Annotated in this window: 15 protein-coding genes; 10 read left to right on the top strand and 5 right to left on the bottom strand. The window is 62.3% G+C overall.

Features of this window, described 5'->3' with window-relative positions; genetic code table 11:
• Nucleotides 1-94: 94 nt before the first annotated feature.
• The 6 genes from KTR60_RS01950 (at nt 95) to KTR60_RS01975 (ending at nt 14,475) form a co-directional block, all read left to right on the top strand.
• Entirely contained in the window at nt 95-6,205 is a 6,111-nt protein-coding gene (locus KTR60_RS01950; protein WP_228401718.1) for a type I polyketide synthase, read from the top strand.
• Nucleotides 6,202-7,758 (top strand): hypothetical protein, encoded by a 1,557-nt coding sequence (locus tag KTR60_RS01955; RefSeq protein ID WP_064443011.1) that lies wholly within the window; start codon nt 6,202-6,204, stop codon nt 7,756-7,758. Before KTR60_RS01950 ends, KTR60_RS01955 begins: the two co-directional genes overlap by 4 nt.
• A gap of 88 nt (nt 7,759-7,846) precedes the next feature.
• Complete coding sequence (locus KTR60_RS01960; protein WP_228401719.1) at nt 7,847-9,673, top strand: multicopper oxidase family protein; 1,827 nt, start codon at nt 7,847-7,849, stop codon at nt 9,671-9,673.
• Nucleotides 9,674-9,895: 222 nt separating this feature from the next.
• A complete protein-coding gene (locus KTR60_RS01965; RefSeq protein WP_007731553.1) occupies nt 9,896-11,110 on the top strand; it encodes an acetyl-CoA C-acetyltransferase in 1,215 nt (404 codons plus the stop codon).
• A gap of 45 nt (nt 11,111-11,155) precedes the next feature.
• Entirely contained in the window at nt 11,156-13,297 is a 2,142-nt protein-coding gene (locus KTR60_RS01970; protein ID WP_003943799.1) for a 3-hydroxyacyl-CoA dehydrogenase NAD-binding domain-containing protein, read from the top strand.
• A gap of 140 nt (nt 13,298-13,437) precedes the next feature.
• Nucleotides 13,438-14,475 (top strand): type IV toxin-antitoxin system AbiEi family antitoxin domain-containing protein, encoded by a 1,038-nt coding sequence (locus tag KTR60_RS01975; protein ID WP_058227083.1) that lies wholly within the window; start codon nt 13,438-13,440, stop codon nt 14,473-14,475.
• Nucleotides 14,476-14,511: 36 nt separating this feature from the next.
• On the opposite strand, the gene KTR60_RS01980 is transcribed toward KTR60_RS01975, so the two are convergent.
• Nucleotides 14,512-15,813, bottom strand: coding sequence for a class I SAM-dependent methyltransferase (locus KTR60_RS01980; RefSeq protein WP_003943932.1), 1,302 nt, complete (start codon nt 15,811-15,813; stop codon nt 14,512-14,514).
• A complete protein-coding gene (locus KTR60_RS01985; protein WP_007731548.1) occupies nt 15,810-17,213 on the bottom strand; it encodes an FAD-binding oxidoreductase in 1,404 nt (467 codons plus the stop codon). The genes KTR60_RS01980 and KTR60_RS01985 overlap by 4 nt, the downstream gene beginning before the upstream one ends.
• Before the next feature lie 338 nt (nt 17,214-17,551).
• On the opposite strand from KTR60_RS01985, the gene KTR60_RS01990 reads away from it, so the two are divergent.
• Nucleotides 17,552-17,986 carry an SRPBCC family protein gene (locus KTR60_RS01990; RefSeq protein WP_003943959.1) on the top strand — a complete coding sequence of 145 codons (435 nt, stop codon included), beginning with the start codon at nt 17,552-17,554 and terminating at the stop codon, nt 17,984-17,986.
• A 54-nt stretch (nt 17,987-18,040) separates the two neighbouring features.
• Here KTR60_RS01990 and KTR60_RS01995 read toward each other — a convergent pair whose 3' ends face one another.
• From KTR60_RS01995 to KTR60_RS02005, 3 genes are all read right to left on the bottom strand, one after another.
• Nucleotides 18,041-19,552: an alpha/beta hydrolase gene (locus KTR60_RS01995; RefSeq protein ID WP_073512836.1), complete on the bottom strand. Its 1,512-nt coding sequence runs from the start codon at nt 19,550-19,552 to the stop codon at nt 18,041-18,043.
• Nucleotides 19,552-19,848, bottom strand: a complete 297-nt coding sequence (locus KTR60_RS02000; protein WP_030535717.1) for a hypothetical protein — start codon at nt 19,846-19,848, stop codon at nt 19,552-19,554. The genes KTR60_RS01995 and KTR60_RS02000 overlap by 1 nt, the downstream gene beginning before the upstream one ends.
• Before the next feature lie 84 nt (nt 19,849-19,932).
• Nucleotides 19,933-20,733: an Rv3717 family N-acetylmuramoyl-L-alanine amidase gene (locus KTR60_RS02005; protein WP_030535716.1), complete on the bottom strand. Its 801-nt coding sequence runs from the start codon at nt 20,731-20,733 to the stop codon at nt 19,933-19,935.
• A gap of 109 nt (nt 20,734-20,842) precedes the next feature.
• Here KTR60_RS02005 and KTR60_RS02010 point away from each other — a divergent pair, with 109 nt between their 5' ends.
• The 3 genes from KTR60_RS02010 to KTR60_RS02020 are packed head-to-tail and all read left to right on the top strand — an operon-like array spanning nt 20,843 to nt 22,383.
• The gene (locus KTR60_RS02010) at nt 20,843-21,181 is read left to right on the top strand and encodes a YbaB/EbfC family nucleoid-associated protein (RefSeq protein ID WP_003943929.1); all 339 of its coding nucleotides are present in this window, start codon (nt 20,843-20,845) and stop codon (nt 21,179-21,181) included.
• Between the two features lie 12 nt (nt 21,182-21,193).
• The gene (recR, locus tag KTR60_RS02015) at nt 21,194-21,814 is read left to right on the top strand and encodes a recombination mediator RecR (RefSeq protein ID WP_003943917.1); all 621 of its coding nucleotides are present in this window, start codon (nt 21,194-21,196) and stop codon (nt 21,812-21,814) included.
• Nucleotides 21,814-22,383 (top strand): TetR/AcrR family transcriptional regulator, encoded by a 570-nt coding sequence (locus KTR60_RS02020; RefSeq protein WP_054188608.1) that lies wholly within the window; start codon nt 21,814-21,816, stop codon nt 22,381-22,383. Before recR ends, KTR60_RS02020 begins: the two co-directional genes overlap by 1 nt.
• Nucleotides 22,384-22,386: the final 3 nt, after the last annotated feature.

Here is a 22,386-nt window from a genome sequence, read left to right on the forward strand (position 1 = left end):
GAGGTGAATCTGCGTTTTACACACCGATGAGGGCGTGGTTAGTCTTCGGTCGATTGAGTCTCCCGTGGATGCGCGCGAAAATAGGAAGTGTAAGATGACTGAAGATTCAACTAATCCTGCGATTGCGATAGTCGGGATGAGCATGTGGTCCCCCGGTGCACATGATCTGCAAGGATTTTGGGAGAACGTCCTCGCGCGTCGGATGCAATTCCGAAAGTTTCCGGAGTCACGGATGTCCCTCGACGACTACTGGAGCGCGAGCCCTGACGACGTCGACAAGACATACGCCGATCGCGGCGCGTTCATGGATGGTTTCGAATTCGACTGGGTCGGTCGCCGGATACCGGAGCGGACCTTCAAGTCGACAGATCTCACACACTGGTTGGCTCTGGAAACAGCACTCGGGGCTTTGACCGACGCGGGCTACAGCCGAGGATCGGTACCCACTGGACGCAGCGCCGCAATCGTCGGCAACTCCCTCACCGGTGAAGAATCCCGGATGTGGTCGATGCGTTTGCGTTGGCCTTACGTCAAGCGCGCACTCGCTGTCGCAGCCGAAGCGCGCCAGTTGGACAGTTCCGTCGCCGATGCTCTCGCCGAGACGATGGAAGAGGTCTACAAGGGCCCATTGGTGGAGCCGAGTGAAGACACTCTCGCCGGCATGTTGTCGAATACGATTGCCGGCCGGATCTGCAATTATCTCGACTTCAACGGCGGCGGGTACGTCGTGGACGGTGCGTGCGCGTCCGGAATGCTCGCGGTGGCGACTGCAGCCGAAAAGCTGGCGTCCGGCGCGGCCGACTTCGTCTTGGCAGGGGGAGTCGACGTCAGCTTGGATCCTTTGGAACTGGTGGGATTCGCCCGTTTGGGTGCACTGACCCGTGGCGACATGAACGTGTACGACGCAAGCCGAAGCGGATTCATCCCGGGTGAAGGTTGCGGATTCGTGGCCTTGAAACGACTCGAGGACGCCAGGGCGGACGGCGACTACGTGTACGCGACGATTCGCGGCTGGGGCATCTCCACCGATGGCAAGGGTGGAATCACCAAGCCCCGCGCCGAAACTCAGGCCGAGATGATCCGTCGCGCATACTCGCGAGCGGGATTCGCGGCCAGCGAGGTTGCCTTCGTCGAAGGACACGGAACTGGTACTCCCGTCGGAGACCCCGTCGAACTGGCCGGCGTCCAGCAGGCCGCTCAGACGGACGGGCCCGTCGAGGCTCGTAGCATCGGCATGACGTCACTGAAGTCGTTGATCGGGCACACGAAGGCGGCGTCGGGCATCCTTGCGCTGATCAAGGCGACCATGGCCGTCAATCAACGAATCCTTCCGCCGCTCGCCGGTTGCACCGACCCGAACCCGGCGTTCGGAACCGAAGCGCCGGCACTCTTTCCGCTCGTCAACGGTGAGATCAGAGATCCGTCCGAGAAGATGCGTGCCGGTGCGCAAGCCATGGGTTTCGGCGGTATCAACTGCCACGTCGCGATCGAATCGGCTGATGCACCATCCAGCAAGCTGACACCCTCGCAAGACGTCCGCACGATGATGGCGTCGTATCAGGACACCGAGGTTTTCGTACTTTCTGCAGATTCTGCGATGGACTTGGCGACCCGAGCGCGGGATGTTGCAGATCTGGCGGTTCCGTTGAGTGTTGCCGAGCTGCTGGACTTTTCGGCGAAGCTCTCTCGCGTGATCTCGCCGACCGCGCCCTTCCGTGCTGCAGTGGTGGCCGGACGTCCCGCGCAGTTGGCCGAACGCATGCGTCAGCTTGCCGTGATCTGCGAGAACTCCGCTCCTGCATCCGGCCAGGTGAAGGTCGTGAGCAACGAGATCTCGATCTCGAACGCCGTCCACCATGACATCGGATTCCTGTTCCCGGGACAGGGATCCCAACAACTCGAGATGGCGCGCGTGCTGATCGAGCGCTTCGAGTGGGCACGCGAACTGGCGACCCAGGCGGACGGCTGGTTGGAGGGAGTTGGAGCGGAGGCGATCACGCCTCGAATTCTGCGGAACCCGGTCAAGAGCGCTGACGCTGCGGAATTGGCGAAGTGGAAGCGGGATCTCGCCCAGACGCAGTTCACCCAGCCTGCCGTCGCTTTGGCTTCGCTGCTCTGGTTCGAGTACCTCCGCCGATTGGGTGTCACACCCAGTGCTGTCGCCGGCCACAGTCTCGGCGAGTTGACCGCGCTCTACGCGGCAGGAGCTTACGACCAGAAGACGCTGATCACCTTGGCTGCGGCGAAGGGTGCGGCCATGGCTGTCAGTGGTGGTGGAAACGGCGCGATGGCGAGCCTGACCTGCGACCGATCGACGGCTGAGGCGATCATCGCGGAAACAAAGGGTTACGCGACCGTCGCGAATCTGAATACGCCTACACAGACCGTGGTTTCGGGCACCAAAGACGCGGTCGACGATGTGGTTGCCATCGCGAAGACGCGCGGAGTGTCGGCTCAGGCGCTTGCCGTGTCGAATGCTTTCCACTCCGAGATGATGAACGAGGCCGAGCGGGAGCTGAAGTCCACTGCGCCCGTTGACGAGCAAGTCGATTCGCTGACTTGCCCCGTGTATTCCTGCGTCGAAGGGAAACGCGTACAGACGCCACTGGCACTTCGCGAATTGGTCACCAAACAGGTTGTCTCACCGGTCGACTGGGTCAAGACGGTAAGTGGAATCTCGCAGGACGTGGACCTGCTCGTCGAGGTCGGACCCGGCCGTGTGCTGACCGGGCTCACCAAGGCGATCAATGGGACCGACGGCGTGCGCTGCTTCCCCGTTGCGTCCAAGTCCGGACGCGACGAGGACTTCAATGTCGCACTGGCCGCGATGTACGTCCACGGCGCTCAGGTCCGATGGAACGAACTTTTCGACGGCCGGTTCGTGCGCGAATTCGTTCCTGCCGATCAGAAGGTGTTCATCGAGAACCTGGCCGAGGCGAAGCTGACGGTTACCTCTGCTCCCGAACCGCTCGCACTTGGTACGTCCGGCGGGGATCCGGCTGCGGCGCTGGCCGATTACCTGAGCCGACGCGGGACCTTCCTCGTCGACGTGATTCGTGCTGATGTAGGCAGTGGAGCGACTTCTCCGTCTTCTCCATCTGCTCCGACTTCGCGGGCAGTCACCAACGGCCACGAATCCGTGGCAGCGAAAGCTCCTTCGCCGGTTTCGGCTCCGGTAGTCGAAGAGCCGGCTGACGCGGGCGCTGGGTCCGTGGAAAGTGAGCTGATCAGGATCCTCGCCGATACGACGGGATTCCCCGCCGAGTCGATCACGACGGATCTGCGTCTGCTCGATGATCTGAATCTCGACTCGATCAGTGCGGCAGAGGCTATTTCGAAGGTTGCGCATCAGTTCGAGGTTGTCGACCTCGACCCTGCCGAGTTGGCCAATGCCACGATCGGAGAAGCAGCATCGCTGATCCTTGCGGCATCACCGAATTCCGGTTCTGCCGTTCCAGCAGCGAGTTCGGTGCAGTCGGACGTGTCGCGAATACTGCTCGAGGTAATCGCGGAGGACACCGGATTTCCGGTGGAGTCTCTCGATGTGGATCTCCACCTGCTCGACGACCTGAACATGGACTCGATCAAGGCTGCCGATGCGATAGCAACTGTGGCAACGCGATTGGGTGTTCAGGGTGATCTGGATCCGGCCGAACTCGTCAACGTCAGCCTGGGTGAACTCATCGAAGTGCTCGATCGATCCGCGAAAGAGAAGTCGGGGCAGCAGCAGCCGGTTGCGCGGGCGCTGCCGGTGAAGGCAAAGGGTCTATCAGCCGACAGCTTCACCTGGGTTCGCGATTACACCCTGGAAAAGGTTCGGAGCGAGACAGCGTTGCACGGAGTCCGAGACCTCACGGACACGACGTTTGTCGTCATCGGTGACGACGCCGGTTTGGTCGGAAGGTTGGAATCCGAACTGCGAGGGCGTGGTGCTCAGGTCGACATTCGCACATTCTCCGACGGCGCTCCTGCGAATGCACAGCACGTGGTTGCCGTAATGCCGCGTGTGACCGATGATTCCGTCACCGAAATCGGCTTGCGCCGTGGGATCGAACACATGTACAAGATGGTTCCGGCGCAGCAAAGTGGAGGCGCACGAACCACATTGGCAGTGATTCAGTTCACCGATGTCGAGTTGGGCAATCCGGCGCCGGTATCGAGTGCGGCGGCTTTTGCCGCTTCGGTGCATCACGAGCGCCCCGAACTGGATGTCCGCGTCATAGGATTCGACGGCTCGACTGCGGACGCGGTGGTGGCAACCACCGTCGTCTCCGAGTTGGATTCGGTTGCATCCTATGTGTTCGCGACTTACGACACCGAGATGGGACGCACGGCACTGCAACCGCGGGTTCTCGCCTCGAGCGACTACACCGTCCGCGAGAGCGGGTTGGGAAGTTCGGATGTAGTGGTCGTGACCGGTGGCGCGAAAGGCATCATGGCGCAATGCGCTCTGGCTCTCGGCCGAAAGACAGGCGCCGAAATAGTGCTGATCGGAAGCTCTCAGCGACAAGCGGGTGACGAAATCGCTTCCACTCTTGCAGACTTCACGTCTGCCGGTTTGAGCGCTCACTACTATCGCTGCAACGTCACGGATGCTGCGGCGGTGGCCGGCGTCGTCGCCCAGATCGAGGTCGAGGTTGGGCCGATCACCGGGTTTGTCCACGGTGCGGGGGCGAATGTTCCGCGGCGGTTCGAGAGAGTCGACAGCGCTGCGGCTTTCAAGGAGGTTGCACCTAAGGTCCTGGGCGCAGCCAACTTCGTCGAAGCGCTCGCTGATCGCGACTTGAAGCTGTTCGTGGGCTTCTCCTCCATCATCGGATTCACAGGTATGCCCGGAAACAGCTGGTATGCATACGGAAACGAGCTTCTCGACGAAATGGTGATGCGGTATGCCGCCGGGCACCCGAAGACTCGGACGTTCTCGCTCGCGTACAGCGTGTGGGGGGAGACAGGCATGGGCGCCCGCATGGGCAGTGTCAACCACCTCGCGAAGATGGGTGTCATGCCGATTTCCACGGCTGCGGGAGTGGATCATTTCCTTCGCCTGGTCGACAGCGGACCCGAGGCGAGTCGTATCGTCGTGACCAGTCGACTCGGCGGTCTGGACACCTGGGCGCCGGCAGCACCGGCTCTGCCGGCGGTGTCGCGGTACATCGACCAAGTGGTGACCTTCGAGCCGCAGGTAGAACTGGTTACCCGGACGACGTTGTCCACCTCGGCAGATCCTTTTGTCCTCGACCATGTCTGGAAAGGATCGGCGCTGCTTCCGACGGTGTTCGGACTCGAGGCGATGTCGCAGGCGGCGGCCTATGTCACCGGACGCGTGACTCTGGGCCGCGTCCGCATCGACGACATCAAGCTGGATCGACCGATCGTCGTCGACACGGTCGAGGGCACCAGAGTCGAGATCAAGGCAAGCGTCGTGGAGCAGGATCGTGATGCTGCAGGAACGCGGGTGCATGTCACGATCGGCACCGAACGGACCGGGTACGGACGGCCCCATTTCTCGGCCGACTTCATCTTCGGGCTGGACGAAACACTGCCGGAGTTCGAGAAGGAGTTGCCGCGACCGGTGCTCGACATCGATCCGTTGGACGATCTCTACTCGTGGTTGCTGTTCCATGAGGGAGATTTCCGCCGACTCGAAGAGATCTCGAGCCTCGATTCCGAGCACATCCTCTTCAGCGCTATTTCGCGAGCCGACCGTAGGCAGCACCTCCTCGGTGATCCCTACTTCCTCGATTCCCTGCTCCAATCGGGCCAGATCATGGTTCCGCGGGAGATCTGCCTTCCGGTCAACATTGCGCGAATCGACATGTACGACGGACGATTCGAGGCTCGTTCGTTCACCGCGTACGCCTACGACAAGGTGCAGACAGAGACCCACATGCAAGCCGACGTGGCGGTGGTGAAGGACGGACGAGTGGTGATGCAGCTCGAGGGATATCGCTCCCAGATTCTCTCCCACGACGAAAGCCGTCCTACGGCTGAGGAAATCGCGAATCCGACTGCGCGCGACGCACAGATCATTCTCGACAAGCTCGCGCAACACAGCCGGGCGTTGGGAGTGAAGAGCCCGCGGGTTGTGGTCGCGCATACCCCGGGGATTCACGAGTTGACCAAGTCGGAACGCCACGAGCAGGAGAAACCGATCGCCGAGGCGGCCGTGAACATTCATCTCGATGAGGATGTGGTGATCAAATGAGTAATGCCTTTGCCATCGAATGGCAGGAAACCGGAAAGCCCGTCGTCGTCGGTGATATTCCGCCCTCTGTGGATGTCTCGCTCTCGCACGACGGCAGCAAGTCACTCAGTTCGGCCGGCGACTGGCCTCAGGGGTGTGACATCGAACCGATTCGCTCCCGAACCGCCGTGCAGTGGAAGGCGCTTCTGGGTTCGGCGCGGATTCCGCTGCTGGACGAGTTGATCGCAGGCGGCGAATCACTCGATCGTGCGGGAACCAGGCTGTGGGCGGCGGCCGAGGCGATCCGAAAGGCCACGGGGCAGATGTCGGTTTCTCTGGCGATGGGCGCCAGGGAGGACGACGCAGTGACCTTCCGCGGCGGCGCAGACGGAAGCGTGGTGGTTCTGACTTTTCCAGCTCTGTTGACGGACAACGAGGAGCGGATTCTCGCGTTTGTGACTCATGAGGAGGATGCGGAAGAACCGGCGCAGGACTCGGCACCACAGTTCGACTCCGGCCCGTTGTCGGCGAAGTCTCTCGCGCAGTTCGATCCGATGGCCTACGGCTCCGACGTGCATGTGGTGGCCCGGAGCGGCTATCCGGCGGTGACGATCCGGTTCCCCGTCGGGTTCCGGGACGCGTGCAACGTCGGTGGATCAGTGGGGTTCGCGAGCTTCGCGCTGTGGTTGGGCGCTTTGCGAGAGAGGGGAACCGGACCGATCTCGAAGCAGATCGTGGAGGACATGGCGACGGGTCGTTGGGGCATGGTGACCAACAACTCCGAGGTGTTCATCGATGCGAACCTGTACACCGACGACATTGTCGAGGGGACGATCTGGATCACCGAACTCACCGGTCCGGATCGGGCAACCACCAATCTGCATGTCGAATGGTCCCGGGTCGACGGCGAGACGCGCACTCACATCGGGTGGAGTGCGATGCAGACGACGTGGGTGGAAATCCTCTCCCACGGTGTGGTGGCGGCACGGCCGATGCCGCAGTACTTCCACGATTTCATCGAGCCGATGACGATTCCGACGGGGACGAAGAACATCGCTGTTCCCACCGAACCGAAGAACGTCGATCGTGGTTCCGTGATCCGCTCGGCTCCGATGGTGCCGCGCAATCCGTACCTGCTCGAATCCGAGGTGTTCTCGACGACGTTGCAGGACGGAAACGTCGTGGGCAACATCTACTTCGGCAACTATTACATCTGGCAGTCGAGGGTTCGGGACAAGTTCCTGGTCCGTTCTCAGCGTGAGGCCATGGCGGCCAGAGGCGCTCTCGGGGAACTTCGTTGTGTGCACACCAGGGTTGAGCATCTGCGCGAGGTCATGCCGTTCGACGACGTCCTGGTCACGATGTCCTTGTCTGCCCTCTACGAGAGGGGGATCGACCTCGAGTTCGAGTACTTCAAGGTCAATGAGGACGGATCACGGGAGAAGCTCGCGATCGCTCGGCACAGAACTGTCTGGACGATGCCGGGCGCTCCGGGAGAACTGGAAATCTCTCCGCCGTCGAAACTTCCACAGTCGCTGATCGATTCGGTGCTGGAGGCGATCGACGGAAAGTAGACGGGGGATTTTCCGAGATCGAAGTGGAGAGACGGGTTGCGTTTTCCTTGCGGGAGAACGCAACCCGTTTCGATGGGGAGGGGAATGTATGGGTATCGGGGTTTCCAGAAGATCGGTTCTGAAAGGGTCGGTAGTCGGCACAGCGGCTGTTGCTTTGGGTGCAAAGGCAGGTGCTGCTCCGGCGGGGAGTGTGGATATCGAGTCTCCGTTGATTTTTCATTCGCCGGAGTTCGAGCCGTTCTGTGACGAACTACATTCGTTGTCAACGCTTTCCGGAAACGAGATCACACTGACAGCGCAAGTGGGGCAACATGCCTTTCATCGGGATTTTCCCTCGTCCCCAGCACTGTCGTACCGCAGCGGAGAGATCGGTGGCGGTTATCTGGGCCCTACCGTCGAGGCGCATTCCGGCGAGCCGATCATGTTGACGTTCGAGAACGATCTGACCGGACATCCGTTGGCAGCGGACATGGATATGACGCTGCACGGAATGCAGGCCGACTTTCGTGCGCACCCGCCGACGTCGTTGCACTTGCACGGTGGAGTCACTTCACCTGAGAGCGACGGCCACCCGGAACTGCTGGTGATGCCGGGACAGGCTGCGATGCATCACTTTTTGCACGGTCAGGAAGCCGCCCACCTCTGGTATCACGATCACGCGATGGGCATCACCCGGCTCAACGTCTACGCCGGTCTGATCGGCAACTATCTGATCAGGGATGAATTCGACACCGGCGAACTGGGAAATCCGTTGGGGTTGCCGGCCGAGGAATTCGAGATCCCGTTGATCCTGCAGGAGAAGATCTTCACGCCGACAGGCGCCCAGAACGGCCGATCCACCATCTTGATCCCGGAAGGATCGTGGGAAGGCGGCGCGGTGGGCGACGTCGGCTTGGTCAACGGCAAGGTGTGGCCGGAACTGTCTGTGGCTCGGGGCCTTTACCGCTTCCGCATCGTCAATGCGGCGTCGGCAAGTGTGTGGAATCTTCACTTCTCGAACATGATGACGTTCTGGGTCATCGGCAACGACGCCGGAATGCTCGACGCGCCCGTCGCGGTCAATGCCTTCCGCTGCGCACCGGGGGAGCGGTACGACCTCCTCGTCGATTTCACCGGACTGTCGGAGGGTTCGACGGTGGAGCTTCGCAACGACGAGGCGCCCCCGCTACCCGCCGCTGTCATCGGTGAAGTGACGATGCCGCTGTTCTGCCGGTTCCGCGGTGACGCCAGGCGCGGATTCACCGGTGGTGTTCCGTCGCAACTGCGCGGTGGGCGCCGGCAACGTGACGTTCTCGCCCCGTTGGAGCAGCCGACGGTAATTCGCACGGTGACGGTGAGCCAGCAACTGGAACTGCGGAATCCACCGGCTCAGATGACGCTGAACAACCTGACGTTCAGCACCACGGACGTCGAGAGGCCGCGGCAAGGCACCGTCGAGCAGTGGAACATCGTCAACACCACGCCGGACCCGCATCCGATACACCTGCACCTGGTGAATTTCCGGATTCTCGGCAGAACACCGATGCGGACGCTGGAGTACTTGATCCGACATCCGCAGCCGGTGATCGGCAACAAGTGGACTCCGTCGCCCGAAGGGTTCGAGGCGGGGCCGATGATCGCGCCGGCGCCGTGGGAAGCGGGAATGAAGGACACCGTCAGGGTGGACGGCGGCACTGTCACCCGGATCATCGTGCGATTCCCCACCGCGGATGAGCTGGGTTTCGATCCCGACGCGATGTTCGATCGTCTTCCGAGCGGTGGGATGACGGGCAGTGGGATGACGGGCGGTGGGATGACGGGCGGCGGGCGCCACGATATGGCTGATTCTGGTCGACTCCAGGGATATGTGTGGCATTGCCATCTACTCGATCACGAAGATCACGACATGATGTTGCCGTATCGCATCGTGCCGTGAGTGCTTCCGGGGGCGCACCCGAAATGAACCGAAGCGGGCAGGCGTTCGCGCACCTGATCACCTCGGTCACCTAGCAGGATCGCTTCGGTCCTTCCCATGAATTTGGAACACGTTCTACAGTGAAAGGGCTGAGGTCTGTACCTCGGCCATGCGCCACCACCGAAGGTGGCGCGGACGATCTGCAGACCGGTTCGACGAATTACACGGAAGGAACACCTCACAGTGACCACAGAGGCATTCATTTATGAAGCCATCCGTACCCCGCGAGGCCGCGGCAAGAAGACCGGGTCGTTGCACTCGGTCAAGCCGATCTCGCTGGTCACGGGTCTGATCCAGGAACTGCGCGTGCGCTTTCCCGACCTCGACGAGGACCGGATCTCCGACCTCATCCTGGGCGTCGTCACCCCCGTTGGCGATCAGGGAATGGACATCGCCCGCGTTGCAGTCAACGATGCGGGACTGCCCGACACCGTCGGCGGCGTTCAGCTCAACCGTTTTTGCGCTTCCGGCCTCGAGGCCGTGAACATGGCTGCTCAGAAGGTTCGGTCCGGCTGGGACGAACTGGTGATCGCCGGTGGCGTCGAGTCGATGTCCCGCGTTCCGATGGGATCCGACGGTGGACCGTGGGCACTCGACCCCGCCACCAACTACGACAACTACTTCGTGCCGCAGGGCGTCGGCGCAGACCTCATCGCCACCATCGAGGGCTTCTCGCGTGACGACGTCGACGCATACGCCGTGCGCTCGCAGGACCTCGCCGCCAAGGCGTGGACCGGCGGATACTTCGCCAAGTCGGTAGTGCCGGTCAAGGACATCAACGGCATCACCATCCTCGACAACGACGAGCACATGCGTCCGGGCACCACGGCAGAGAACCTCGCCGGCTTGGCTCCCGCGTTCGGTGTGATCGGTGAAATCGGCGGATTCGACGCCGTGTCGCTGCAGAAGTACCACTGGGTCGAGAAGATCAACCACGTTCACCACGGCGGCAACAGCTCGGGAATCGTCGACGGCGCTGCCCTCGTGCTCGTCGGTAGCGAGCAGGCCGGCAAGGACATGGGTCTGACGCCGCGCGCTCGCGTCGTCGCCACCGCCACCAGCGGCGCCGACTCCACCATCATGCTCACCGGCCCGACGCCGGCGTCGAAGAAGGTTCTGGCAGCTGCCGGCCTGACAGTCGACGACATCGACCTCTTCGAGATCAACGAGGCATTCGCTTCCGTCGTCCTGAAGTTCCAGAAGGACCTGAACATCCCGGACGAGAAGCTCAACGTCAACGGCGGCGCTATCGCCATGGGTCACCCGCTCGGTGCAACCGGCGCGATGATCACCGGAACGATGGTCGACGAGCTCGAGCGTCGTGGCGGCAAGCGCGCCCTCATCACCCTGTGCATCGGCGGCGGTATGGGCGTTGCCACCATCATCGAGCGCGTCTGACGCGGCGTCCGTCCTTCCAACGAGGCTTACCAGGAGTCAAGCAAAGTGACTGATCAGAACATCATCAACTGGGACCAGGACGCCGACGGCATCGTCGTGCTCACCATCAACGATCCCAACCAGGGCGCAAACACCATGAACGACGCGTACATCGCGTCGATGAAGGCCACCGTCGACCGTCTGGTCGCCGAGAAGGACTCCATCACCGGTGCCGTCATCACTTCCGGCAAGAAGACCTTCTTCGCCGGTGGCGACCTCAAGAACATGATCAAGGTCGGCCCCGAGCAGGCCGAGGAGATCTACAACCACAGCGTCGAGATCAAGGCAGACCTGCGTCGTCTCGAAACTCTCGGCAAGCCGGTCGTCGCCGCCATCAACGGCGCGGCGCTCGGCGGCGGTCTCGAGATCGCTCTCGCGACCCACCACCGCATCGCGGCAGACGTCAAGGGCGTCAAGATCGGCCTGCCCGAGGTCACCCTCGGCCTGCTGCCCGGTGGCGGCGGCGTCGTGCGCACCGTGCGGATGCTCGGTCTGCAGAACGCGCTCATGGGCGTCCTGCTCCAGGGGCAGCAGCGTGGACCCGTTCAGGCCAAGGAAGTCGGCCTCATCGACGAGGTCGTCGGCTCGGTAGAAGAACTGGTTCCGGCTGCGAAGGCATGGATCAAGGCCAACCCCGAAGGCGGCGTTCAGCCGTGGGATGTCAAGGGCTACAAGATCCCTGGCGGAACTCCGTCCACTCCGGCATTCGCTGCCAACCTTCCGGCGTTCCCCGCGAACCTGCGTAAGCAGCTCAAGGGTGCTCCGATGCCGGCTCCGCGCGCCATCATGGCCGCAGCCGTCGAGGGTTCGCAGGTCGACATCGACAACGCGCTGCTCATCGAGGCTCGCTACTTCACCTCGCTGGTGACCGGCCGCGTCGCGAAGAACATGATCCAGGCGTTCTTCTTCGACCTGCAGTCGATCAACGGCGGCGGTTCACGTCCGGCAGGCATCGAGAAGTCCACCATCAAGAAGGTCGGCGTCCTCGGCGCAGGCATGATGGGCGCGGGCATCGCGTACGTCTCCGCGAAGGCCGGCTTCGACGTCGTCCTCAAGGACGTCAGCATCGAGGCTGCCAACAAGGGCAAGGCGTACGCCGAAGGCATTGAGGCCAAGGCGCTCTCGCGCGGCAAGACCACGCAGGAGAAGTCCGACGCACTCCTCGCCAAGATCACCCCGACGGCTGACCCGGCAGATTTCGCCGGCGTCGACTTCGTCATCGAAGCAGTCTTCGAGAGCCAGGAACTCAAGCACAAGGTGTTCCAGGAGATCGAGGACATCGTCGATCCCAAGGCACTGCTGGGCTCGAACACCTCGACGCTGCCCATCACGGGTCTCGCCACCGGCGTGAAGCGTCAGGAAGACTTCATCGGCATCCACTTCTTCTCGCCCGTCGACAAGATGCCGCTGGTGGAGATCATCCGCGGTGAGAAGACCTCCGACGAGACTCTGGCTCGCGTGTTCGACTACGTCCAGGCGATCCGCAAGACGCCGATCGTGGTCAACGACTCGCGTGGCTTCTTCACCTCGCGTGTCATCGGAACCTTCATCAACGAGGCCATCGGCATGCTCGCCGAGGGCGTCGAGCCCGCCACCATCGAGCAGGCCGGTATGCAGGCCGGTTACCCGGCTGCGCCGCTTCAGCTTTCGGATGAGCTCAACCTCACCCTCATGCAGAAGATCCGCAAGGAATCTGCCGACGCCGCCAAGGCCGAAGGCAAGGAACTGCCGGCAGATCCGGCCGGCGAGGTCATCAACACCCTCGTCGAGAAGTTCGATCGTAAGGGCAAGCTCGGTGGAGCCGGCTTCTACGATTACGCAGAGGGCAAGCGCACCGGCCTGTGGTCCGGACTCCGCGAGAACTTCAACTCCGGAACCTCCGACGCCCCGATCCAGGACCTCATCGACCGCATGCTGTTCATCGAGGCGATCGAGACGCAGAAGTGCTTCGACGAGAACGTCCTGATCACCACGGCGGACGCCAACATCGGCTCCATCATGGGCATCGGATTCCCGGCCTGGACCGGTGGCGTTCACCAGTTCATCGTCGGTTACGAGGGCGGCACGGCCGGCTTCGTCGCTCGCGCAAAGGAACTCGCTGCGCAGTACGGCCCGCGGTTCACCCCGCCGGCTTCGCTAGGGGCATAGCCCCCGTGCGCCTTTTTGGTAGTTACGGCTACCAAAAAGGCGCACAGGGGTTCATCCCCAGCCTGTGAGTTATCCACAGACGAACTCCGACAGCGAATTTCGCGTCAGTCCTGTCGGAGTTCGGCCTGACGCTTGGTGCCATGACTACGTCTCATGGTGGAAGCGAGTTTCTCCGGATTCTCGATGCGCAATCCGGTCTGGTACGGCAACAGCAACTCTCGTCATTCGGATACAACCGAGGGATGCTGCGGAACTTTCTGGACCGCGGCGAATGGCAGCGCGTTCTACAAGGCGTGTATGCAGTGACCGCTGGCCCGCTCACCAGAGAAATGATCTTGAACGCCGCTTGGCTTTATGGTGGCCCGCAAGCGATTCTGAGCCACGACACTGCAGCTGAGGAATGGGGAATGCGTCGCATCGACGCAGACAAGCCAGTCCATGTCACCGTGCCCTACGGCAAGTCGGCTCGCTGTCAGTCCGCGACAATCCGCCGAGTTCCAGCGCGAACGTCGGGTGCACTTGTCAGAGTGGGTGGCGTGGTTCACCCCGGGGTAGTCGTCCACCGATCCCGAGCCCACCGATACATCGGCGTGCCGTCAGTCATACCTCGAACGTCGCGGGCGGATACCGCGATTGATCTTGCGACCGCCGAATCCACAGCGCGAAGCGCCTACGTTTCACTCATCACCACAGTGACAAATGCGCGAATTCCGTTGAACGATGTGCGTCGTCGGATTGACGAACGAACACCACATCGATTCAAGGGTGCGCTTTCCGATGCGGTACGACTCCTGGCAGACGGGGTGCAGTCAACGCTCGAATACCACTATGCGGTCGACGTGGAGCAGGCGCACGGGTTGCCGTCGGCCAGACGCCAGTCTCCGGTCCGCGTCGACGGCCGCACGCTGTACGAGGATTGCGACTACAGCGAATTCGGTGTGCCGCTGATCGTGCGTCTCGACGGTCGGTGGGCGCATTCCATGGCCGAGGTGGCATTCCGTGATCGCCGCCGTGACAATGCGGCAGAGCTGGCAGGTCGTCCGCGGTTGGTCTACGGATTCGACGAGGTGATGAAGACCCCGTGCCAGGTTGCGCACGAGGTGGAGACGGTCTTGCGGCGGGGAGGCTGGGTGAGGACGCAGTCGGGTGCCTGCGGCACCTGTGCGCCTTTTTGGTAGTGCCGACTACCAAAAAGGCGCACAGGGGCTTTGCCCCTAGGCCTTCCACCACGGGCGAAGCGGCACATGCGCCTCACCCTTGGGGCCGAGCTTCACGGCCAGAACCTGGTGCAGCTGAACGACATTGCGCTCGAACCCGAGTCGTGAGCCGGCCATGTACAGGCCCCAGACGCGGGCGGTTCCTTCGCCGACCTCGGCGACGCAGGCGTCCCAGTTGTCGACGAGATTCTGGCACCATCCGGCGAGCGTCAGTGCGTAATGCTCGCGAAGGTTCTCTTCGTGACGCACCTCGAGGCCGACGTTCTGGATCTCGGAGATGATGCGACCCGAACCGGTGAGCTCCCCGTCGGGGAAGACGTACCGGTCGATGAATCCGCCTGCCTTGGCGCTGCTTCGGTTGTCCGGACGGGTGATGCAGTGGTTGAGCAGACGCCCACCCTCACGCAGCTTGCCCTTGAGGAACTCGAAGTACGCCGGGTAGTTTCCGACGCCGATGTGCTCGGTCAGGCCGATGGAGGACACTGCGTCGAATCCGGTCTCGGCCACGTCGCGGTAGTCGGAGAAACGGACCTGGGCGAGATCGGCGAGGCCCTCGTCCTCGATGGCCTTCTGTGCCCAATCCGCTTGCTCGCGAGAGAGAGTCACGCCGATCACCTTGACGCCGCGCCTGGCCGCGTAGCGGACCATCGAGCCCCAGCCGCAGCCGATGTCGAGAAGTCGATCACCCTTCTGGAGTCCGAGCTTCTCGAACACCAGGCGGTACTTGTTCTCCTGGGCTTCTTCGAGCGTCTGTTCCGCATTGTCGTAAGCGGCACAGGTGTACGTCATGGACGGGCCGAGGACGTACTCGTAGAAGGTGTTGGAGACGTCGTAATGGTGATGGATGACTTCGGCGTCACGAGTCTTGGAGTGACGCAGTCCTTCTGCGACGCGACGCCAGCGAGGAAGGTGTTCCTGGGGCGGCGGGGCGATGGGCCGCAACAGATCCCAGCCAAGTGAGCGGGTGATGCTGGCGAGTGTCAGTGCCGACGGGCGCTTGAGGTGGAGTTCGTCACCCATGATGCGCAGGATCTCGTACGGATCACCGGGGTGAACACCCTCGGCTTCGAGATCGCCGGAGACGTACGCGCGGGCCATGCCGAGATCGCCGGGCGCCGTTGCGAGATAAGTGGTTCCGCGAGTCGACTTGAGGTGCAGTCCGTAGTCGGCATCTTCGGGGCCGGCGGTGCTGCCGTCGTACGCGGTGAATCGAAGCGGCAGCATGCCGTCGGAAAGCGTCTCGAGAATCTCGGCAATAGAGAGCTTGTCCTGGCTTTTGGAGTCTTTGAACGTGGTCATTTACGTTGCACCGCCTTAGAGAATAGATCCAATAAACGGGATTTCGGGTCGTAGCGTTCCTTGAGTCCGATGTACCGGTCGCCGCCGTAGTACAGCTCCTCGAAGTCTTCCTTCGAGTAGTAGGAGTCGGAGTAGAGCGATTTGTGTCCGTCGAAATCGCTGACCTTTTCTTCGATCAGTCGATTTGCTGCCCCCTCGCGCTCACCGGGAACGATCGGCACCGAAGACCAGAAGCCGATGTTGACGTAGGTGCGCTTGGGTTCGAGGGGGTAGAGGGGCCACGGCCGTGATGCAGAAGCGGCGGCAGGGCTTGGCTCGCGAAGACGCAACGGGCACAACCACAGTGGTTCGATCGGGATTTCCTCGAGGAACCACGAGACGAAGTCCGCGGTTCGTTCGATGGGTACCTCGACGTCCTGGACGACGCGTTCGCGCGGGGGCTTGCCCTTGCGCTTTTCGAGGCGATCTCCGATGTCGTACTTGTGGTCGAGGGCGATCAGCTTCCAGTAGAAGCTGCTGCGCAGGTACTGCTTGGGCCAGAAGCGCCGGATCTTCGGGTTCTGTGCACCGAAAGCTCGTGAGCACCAGAACCAGTCGGTGTCCCAGCGCCACAGGTAGTCGCGAATGGTCAAGCGATCCGTCTTGGGCTGGGTGAGTGACGAATGCTGGATCGACCGGTAGAAGATGTCCTGGTCGGTGTAATCGCTGACCGGGCCTTCCTCGTCGGTTTGCACGCCGAGTGTGAGGTAGCTCTCGGAATCGGTGAAGACCACCCCGTCGAGATAGTCGACGGCGATCCCGTCGTACTCGCGTTCGGTGACGATGCGATCCATCGTTTCTTCGAGTTTCTTCAACGAATCGAAGCGCACGTGGCGCAAGGCGACGTACTTCTTGACGGGTTCGAGTGCGATCTTCAATCGCGTCGAATAGCCAAGGGTGCCGTAGGAATTGGGGAAACCGAAGAACAGTTCGGCGTGTTCGCCGTCCGGTGTTGCGGTGATGATCTCGCCGCTTCCGGTCAGTACGTCGATTTCGAGTACCGACTCGTGCGGCAGGCCGTTGCGGAACGAGGTGGACTCGATGCCCAGGCCGGTCACCGCACCGCCCAGGGTGATGGTCTTGAGTTGAGGCACGACCAGGGGCGCCAGCCCGTAGGGCAGCGTCGCGTCGACGAGGTCCTCATACGTGCACATGCCGGCGACGTCGGCTGTGCGCGCCTGCGCATCGACGGCGATGACACCTGCCAGACCGCTGACGTCGAGGCCGGGGGCCGACGTCTTGGCGCGAGCGCGGAACAGATTGGATGTCTTCTTTGCCAGGCGTACAGAAGCATCGGCGGGAATGGCGCGGTATGACGCGAGTAGGCGTTCGACGCCTTCTCTGTGCTGCTCGAACCCCATTTCACGCGCAGCATCGGAACCCGGGCCTTGCTTTGTCCGGATTCGATCTAACTTCTGAACTACCCCATTGAACGAGAGAGTCACACCCTGACGCTATCGGTAGTTGCGTGTGCAAGCTATCCGGAGGGGCATTAATGCCCGAATTTGATCGAGTTGTTGCAATCGAACTCGGTAAATGCTCCGAGTGGTGAACCAGCTCACACGGAATGGGTAGATGGTCGAGATACCCGGGCGCAGCAGGCAGTATGGAAAGGAATATCTGCGCAGTTCGAGGTGCGGATTCGGGTAGTCATTCGCGGTATCGAGCCGCGTTGGTCGAGCAAGGAGACGTAGGGCATATGGGTCAGGTCAATGCAATGAGTTCGACAGTCGTCACAGCAGCACCCGACAAGGTGCTCGCGGCGCTCTCGGACTACGAGACGGTTCGCCCGCGAATCCTGTCCGAGCAGTACCTCGACTACAAGGTCGTCGAAGGTGGCCAGGGTGACGGAACCGTCGCGCAGTGGACGCTCAAGGCGACGGAAAAGCGCTCGCGCAACGTCAAGGCGACAGTGACGGTCGACGGCAACGTCATCACCGAGAAGGACGCGAACTCCAGCCTCGTCACCACCTGGACCGTTGCCCCCAACGGCACCGGAACGACGGTGACGACGCTCACCCAGTGGCAGGGTGCCACCGGTATCGGCGGCTTCTTCGAGCGCACGTTCGCTCCGAAGGGTCTGCAGCGCATCCAGGCCCAGGTCCTGGACAACCTCAAGCGCGAACTCGTCTAACCGATCCTGCATCACCGAGATGGCGTCGTACCTTCACCGGTACGGCGCCTTCTTTCACGGGCCGGTAATGATCCGTCCGAATTCGGTGAGTGCGGGGTTTCCGCTTTCCCAGTAATCGCTGTGAACTCCGAACCCAGGCTCCCCGGGAGATCCGGTGAATACCTGCGCGCCGAATTCCGGATCCGACGGGTCGAACCCGTGGACTCCGAGGATCTTGGGGATCAATTGGACCGGATCCCAGAAGGCCGTCGTCGAATGAACATGGTGAGCCACCTCGTCCGAGTCGACGCCGTCCAGGCTCAGTTCGTTCACGCGCTCGGCATCGACGCCGGGGCTTGCGACAAAAACCAGTTCGTCGACGTCGAGAGAAGCGCCACGGGTAGTCGCAGCACCGATGACGGTGCTGCCGTAGGAATGACCGATCACCACGTTGTGCGAAGGCGGACCGTCATGCGAGGTTCGTAACCCGTCCTGGAAGCTGTCGAGCCTCGGCGCTGCGGAGGTGGCGTACCGATCCGATGCTGCGTCGGGAATGCCTGGGGGAGCGTCGTATCCGGACCACAGGATCACTGATGTGGCTTCCGTTGGCGCCGCCCTGACCGCCGCGTCGTACATGGCCTTGGTTCGTTGCAGGTCTCCGCCGACGCCCGACAGCCCGGAGCCGGTTCCGGGAACCAGTGTTGCGACGTTGCCGGCGGCATCGGGATTACCGACTGCCACGACGGCATGCCCATCCGTGACCGAGAGAAGGAACGTGTCCGGTCGAAGTTCGCCGCGCACGGCCGTGTATCCGGCAGCTACCGTTCGATCCGGTAACTGCTCGAGCGCAGAGAGGTACCGCCGGTTGTAGTAGTCCCGGTCCAGAGCGGGAAGGCCGTCCCGGCTACCGATGGACGGATCCCACCCCGCCAACGCGTCTTTCTCGTTGGGCGTGAGCGATTCCCAGAGTCGGTGTAGCTCCGTGGGTGTCCCGGGGAGTGTCGACCTCCCGTCGAGGATGTCGACGACAGTGCGGTCGAGGCGATCAGGCTGATTGCCAAGGAGTGATCCGATCTCTCGGAATGCCGCACCCAGAGCAGTCGCGGCCCGGTTGTCTTCGTCGTCGAGTGCCGTCAATGCAGTGGAGATCTTCTGCTGAAAAACCTTTGCAGCCGTGTCGTTTTCGGAATCTTGCATGGCGTCGGCCAGATTCCACGGCTGCTTCGTCTCAGGTGCCGATACCGCTCCACTGTCTGACACCGTCAAGCCGTGTTCGAGAGTCACCTCCTCGACCAGGTCCAGAACTGATTTTCGCGCCGCACCGATCGTATTGGACGCTCCGGCATACAGATCCGCAACTACGCGAACTGCAATCGACAGCCGCGACGAGGAAAGCGAGATGCCAGACCACTGCACTGCGGCTGCGCTCGACGCTTGTCCCTGCCAGAATTCGCGGACGGCGTCGATGCTGCGTCCGGCGTCATTGCCGAGAACTTCGATCTGCCGGTCGATGTCGATCAGTTCCGAAGCGCTTGTGCGCAATTTCTCCGGTGACCACGTTCGAAGCTGAGAGACGGTGGGCTGCATCAGTAGGCTCCGCGCAGTTCGGACACCACTTCGCCCTCGGCAGCGTCGTACAGACGTGCTGCGGCAGCGGTTCCCGACGCCATGAGTCCCAACTGCGTAGCCAGGTGCCGGTACGCGTCGGCGATGATGCCGGCATTCCCAGTCGACACAGCCGCGACAGCGGACGAGTTCAGGGCCGCCGCGGCTTCGAAAATCGGGCCGGCGGAATCGATCCCCGAGATCTGATCCGCAATTCGAGACAGATCAGCTGAAAGTTGCTGCAGAGCAGCGAAATCTACCTGAAGTATCGGCCCCATGGCAGAACCGTATCCAGGTGAGCGGGCTACCTCGGCGGTGCCGACATACCTGTGGACAAGTGGAATTTCTCCACAGAAGACAGGTCAGGGGGTTGTGAGGAAGGCGGTGACTCCGCTGGTGACGGCGGACGCATATTCCTGCTGACCGTCCGGGCTCGTCATGCGCGCTGCCTCGTCGGCATTTCGCATGTTGCCGAGTTCGACCAGAATCGACGGCCGCTGCGACAGATTGAGTCCCGTCAGATCGGCGCGTGGTGCCAGCCCGTCGTCACCGATGTAGGTCGACGGGGTGAGCCCGGCGGTGACGAGTGAGTCGCGCATGGTTTCGGCAAAGGCGACGGACGGGCCGGCCTGCACCGTGTTCAGCGGGGGCGCGGAGTAGCAGACGTGGAAGCCCTCGGCTCCGGCTGCTGCGCCGTCCGCGTGAATGCTCACCACTACGTCGGCGCCGGAGGAATTGGCAGCTTCGGCGCGTGCGTCGACGCAAGATCCGACGCTGATGTCGTCCGGTCGACTCAGGACCACTGTGGCGCCTTGGCCTTCGAGTTCGCTCTTGACCAGGCTCGCGACTTCCCAGTTGAAGGTGTGCTCGGGGAACCCGGCATCGGTGTTGGTGCCGGTGGTCTGGCAGTTCTTGGTGCCGCCGCGGCCCGTGGGGACCTGGGTGTTGATGCTGTCGTCGTTCGCCCCGCTGTGCCCGGGATCGAGGAAGACGACCTTGCCGGTGAGCGCAGCGGGGACGTCAGCGGCGACAGTGCTCAGCGGAGACACCTCGACCGAAGTCGTGGCCTCGGCAGTCTCGGTCGGAATCGTGCACGCAGCGCTCAGAAGCCCGGCCCCGACCACGGCGATCAGGGCAGTGGAGCGGAACACACGTGATGCCATGTTTGACCCTCTTGACGGTTTTACGGTGTCTGACTGGTTCCGGCGCACCCGCTCACGGTAGCGCGCACCGACTACGCTGGTGGGGATAACTCTGTAGAAAGGACCGCTCGTGCAACCAGGTGGAGCACCCGACATGTCTGCTCTGTTGGCTCAGGCTCAGCAGATGCAGCAGCAATTGATGGCGGCGCAGCAGGAAATGGCTCAGGCCGAAGTGACCGGTCAGGCCGGTGGCGGACTGGTTGTCGCCACGGTCAAGGGCACCGGCGAGGTTGTCGGTCTGCAGATCGATCCCAAGGTCGTCGACCCCGAAGATGTCGAGACGCTGCAGGATCTGGTGATCGGCGCGATCGAGGACGCTTCGCGTAAGGCACAGGAAGTCGCTGCTGAGAAGCTCGGCCCGTTGGCCGGCGGACTCGGCGGAGGCCTTCCCGGTCTCCCCGGCTTCTAGAAACGAGAACGCGTGTACGAAGGTCCGGTTCAGGATCTGATCGACGAACTCGGGAAGCTTCCCGGAGTCGGGCCGAAGAGCGCTCAACGCATCGCTTTTCACCTGCTCTCCGTGGAGCCTCCCGAGATCGACCGTTTGAAAAATGCATTGCAGCGCATCCGTGACGGCGTTCAGTTCTGCACGGTGTGCGGAACTGTCTCCGATCAGGAGAAGTGCCGCATCTGCGCCGACGCACGTCGCGATCGCACGGTGATCTGCGTCGTGGAGGAACCGAAGGACGTCCAGGCCGTCGAGCGCACCCGTGAGTTCAAGGGTCGTTATCACGTGCTCGGCGGTGCGCTCAATCCGCTCTCGGGGATCGGGCCGGACCAGTTGCGTATCCGGGAGTTGTTGGCTCGCATCGCAAATCAGGAGGACGGCGTCGACGTGTCCGAGGTCATCATCGCCACCGACCCCAACACCGAGGGCGAGGCGACAGCTACCTATCTCGTTCGCATGATGCGAGACATTCCGGGGCTGACGGTGTCTCGGTTGGCTTCGGGTCTTCCGATGGGTGGCGATCTCGAATTCGCAGACGAGTTGACGCTGGGTCGCGCTTTGTCCGGCCGTCGCGAATTGTCGCGGAACGCTTGATGAGCGGCACGGAGCAAGGTCAGCAGGTGCGCCGTACGTCCGAGCAGACGCGTGCGCAGATCATCGCGTCGGCCGGGAAAGCATTCGCGACTCGGCCGTACCGCGAAATCACGCTCAAGGACATCGCCGAAGACGCAGGCGTCAGCGCACCGCTGATCATCAAGTACTTCGGTTCCAAAGAGCAGTTGTACGACGAGTTGGTCGACTTCCGGGCAGCGGCGGTCACGGTCTTCGACGCCCCGAACGACTCGCTCGGCGAGCGCATGGTCTCGCTGTTCACCAAGCCGCTGGAGTCGTACAAGCCGCTGTCCATGAGCTTGTTGTTCATGAGCGGCGTCAGTGAAGAGAGCAACCGCAAGCTGCGCGAGAACTATTCGACGCAGATGATCGACACCCTCGCCGCTCGCCTGTCCGGCCGCGACGCGAGATTGCGCGCGGAACTGGCGATGTCGATGGTGGTCGGAGTGGCGATCATGCGCCGACGGATGATGGCCGGCCATGCCACCGGCACCCAGGACGAGGTGGTTGCGCTGTACGCACCGCTGGTGCAAAAGCTGCTCGACGGGTGAGCG

It is taken from the genome of Rhodococcus sp. C1 (assembly GCF_020809065.1).
Lineage (GTDB): Bacteria > Actinomycetota > Actinomycetes > Mycobacteriales > Mycobacteriaceae > Rhodococcus_F > Rhodococcus_F qingshengii.

Coding starts and splice junctions, on each gene's coding strand:
- KTR60_RS01950 (WP_228401718.1), top strand. CDS start 95: ATGACTGAAGATTCAACTAATCCTGCGATTGCGATAGTCGGGATGAGC.
- KTR60_RS01955 (WP_064443011.1), top strand. CDS start 6,202: ATGAGTAATGCCTTTGCCATCGAATGGCAGGAAACCGGAAAGCCCGTC.
- KTR60_RS01960 (WP_228401719.1), top strand. CDS start 7,847: ATGGGTATCGGGGTTTCCAGAAGATCGGTTCTGAAAGGGTCGGTAGTC.
- KTR60_RS01975 (WP_058227083.1), top strand. CDS start 13,438: ATGACTACGTCTCATGGTGGAAGCGAGTTTCTCCGGATTCTCGATGCG.
- KTR60_RS01980 (WP_003943932.1), bottom strand. CDS start 15,813: ATGACCACGTTCAAAGACTCCAAAAGCCAGGACAAGCTCTCTATTGCC.
- KTR60_RS01985 (WP_007731548.1), bottom strand. CDS start 17,213: ATGGGGTTCGAGCAGCACAGAGAAGGCGTCGAACGCCTACTCGCGTCA.
- KTR60_RS01990 (WP_003943959.1), top strand. CDS start 17,552: ATGGGTCAGGTCAATGCAATGAGTTCGACAGTCGTCACAGCAGCACCC.
- KTR60_RS01995 (WP_073512836.1), bottom strand. CDS start 19,552: ATGCAGCCCACCGTCTCTCAGCTTCGAACGTGGTCACCGGAGAAATTG.
- KTR60_RS02000 (WP_030535717.1), bottom strand. CDS start 19,848: ATGGGGCCGATACTTCAGGTAGATTTCGCTGCTCTGCAGCAACTTTCA.
- KTR60_RS02005 (WP_030535716.1), bottom strand. CDS start 20,733: ATGGCATCACGTGTGTTCCGCTCCACTGCCCTGATCGCCGTGGTCGGG.
- KTR60_RS02020 (WP_054188608.1), top strand. CDS start 21,814: ATGAGCGGCACGGAGCAAGGTCAGCAGGTGCGCCGTACGTCCGAGCAG.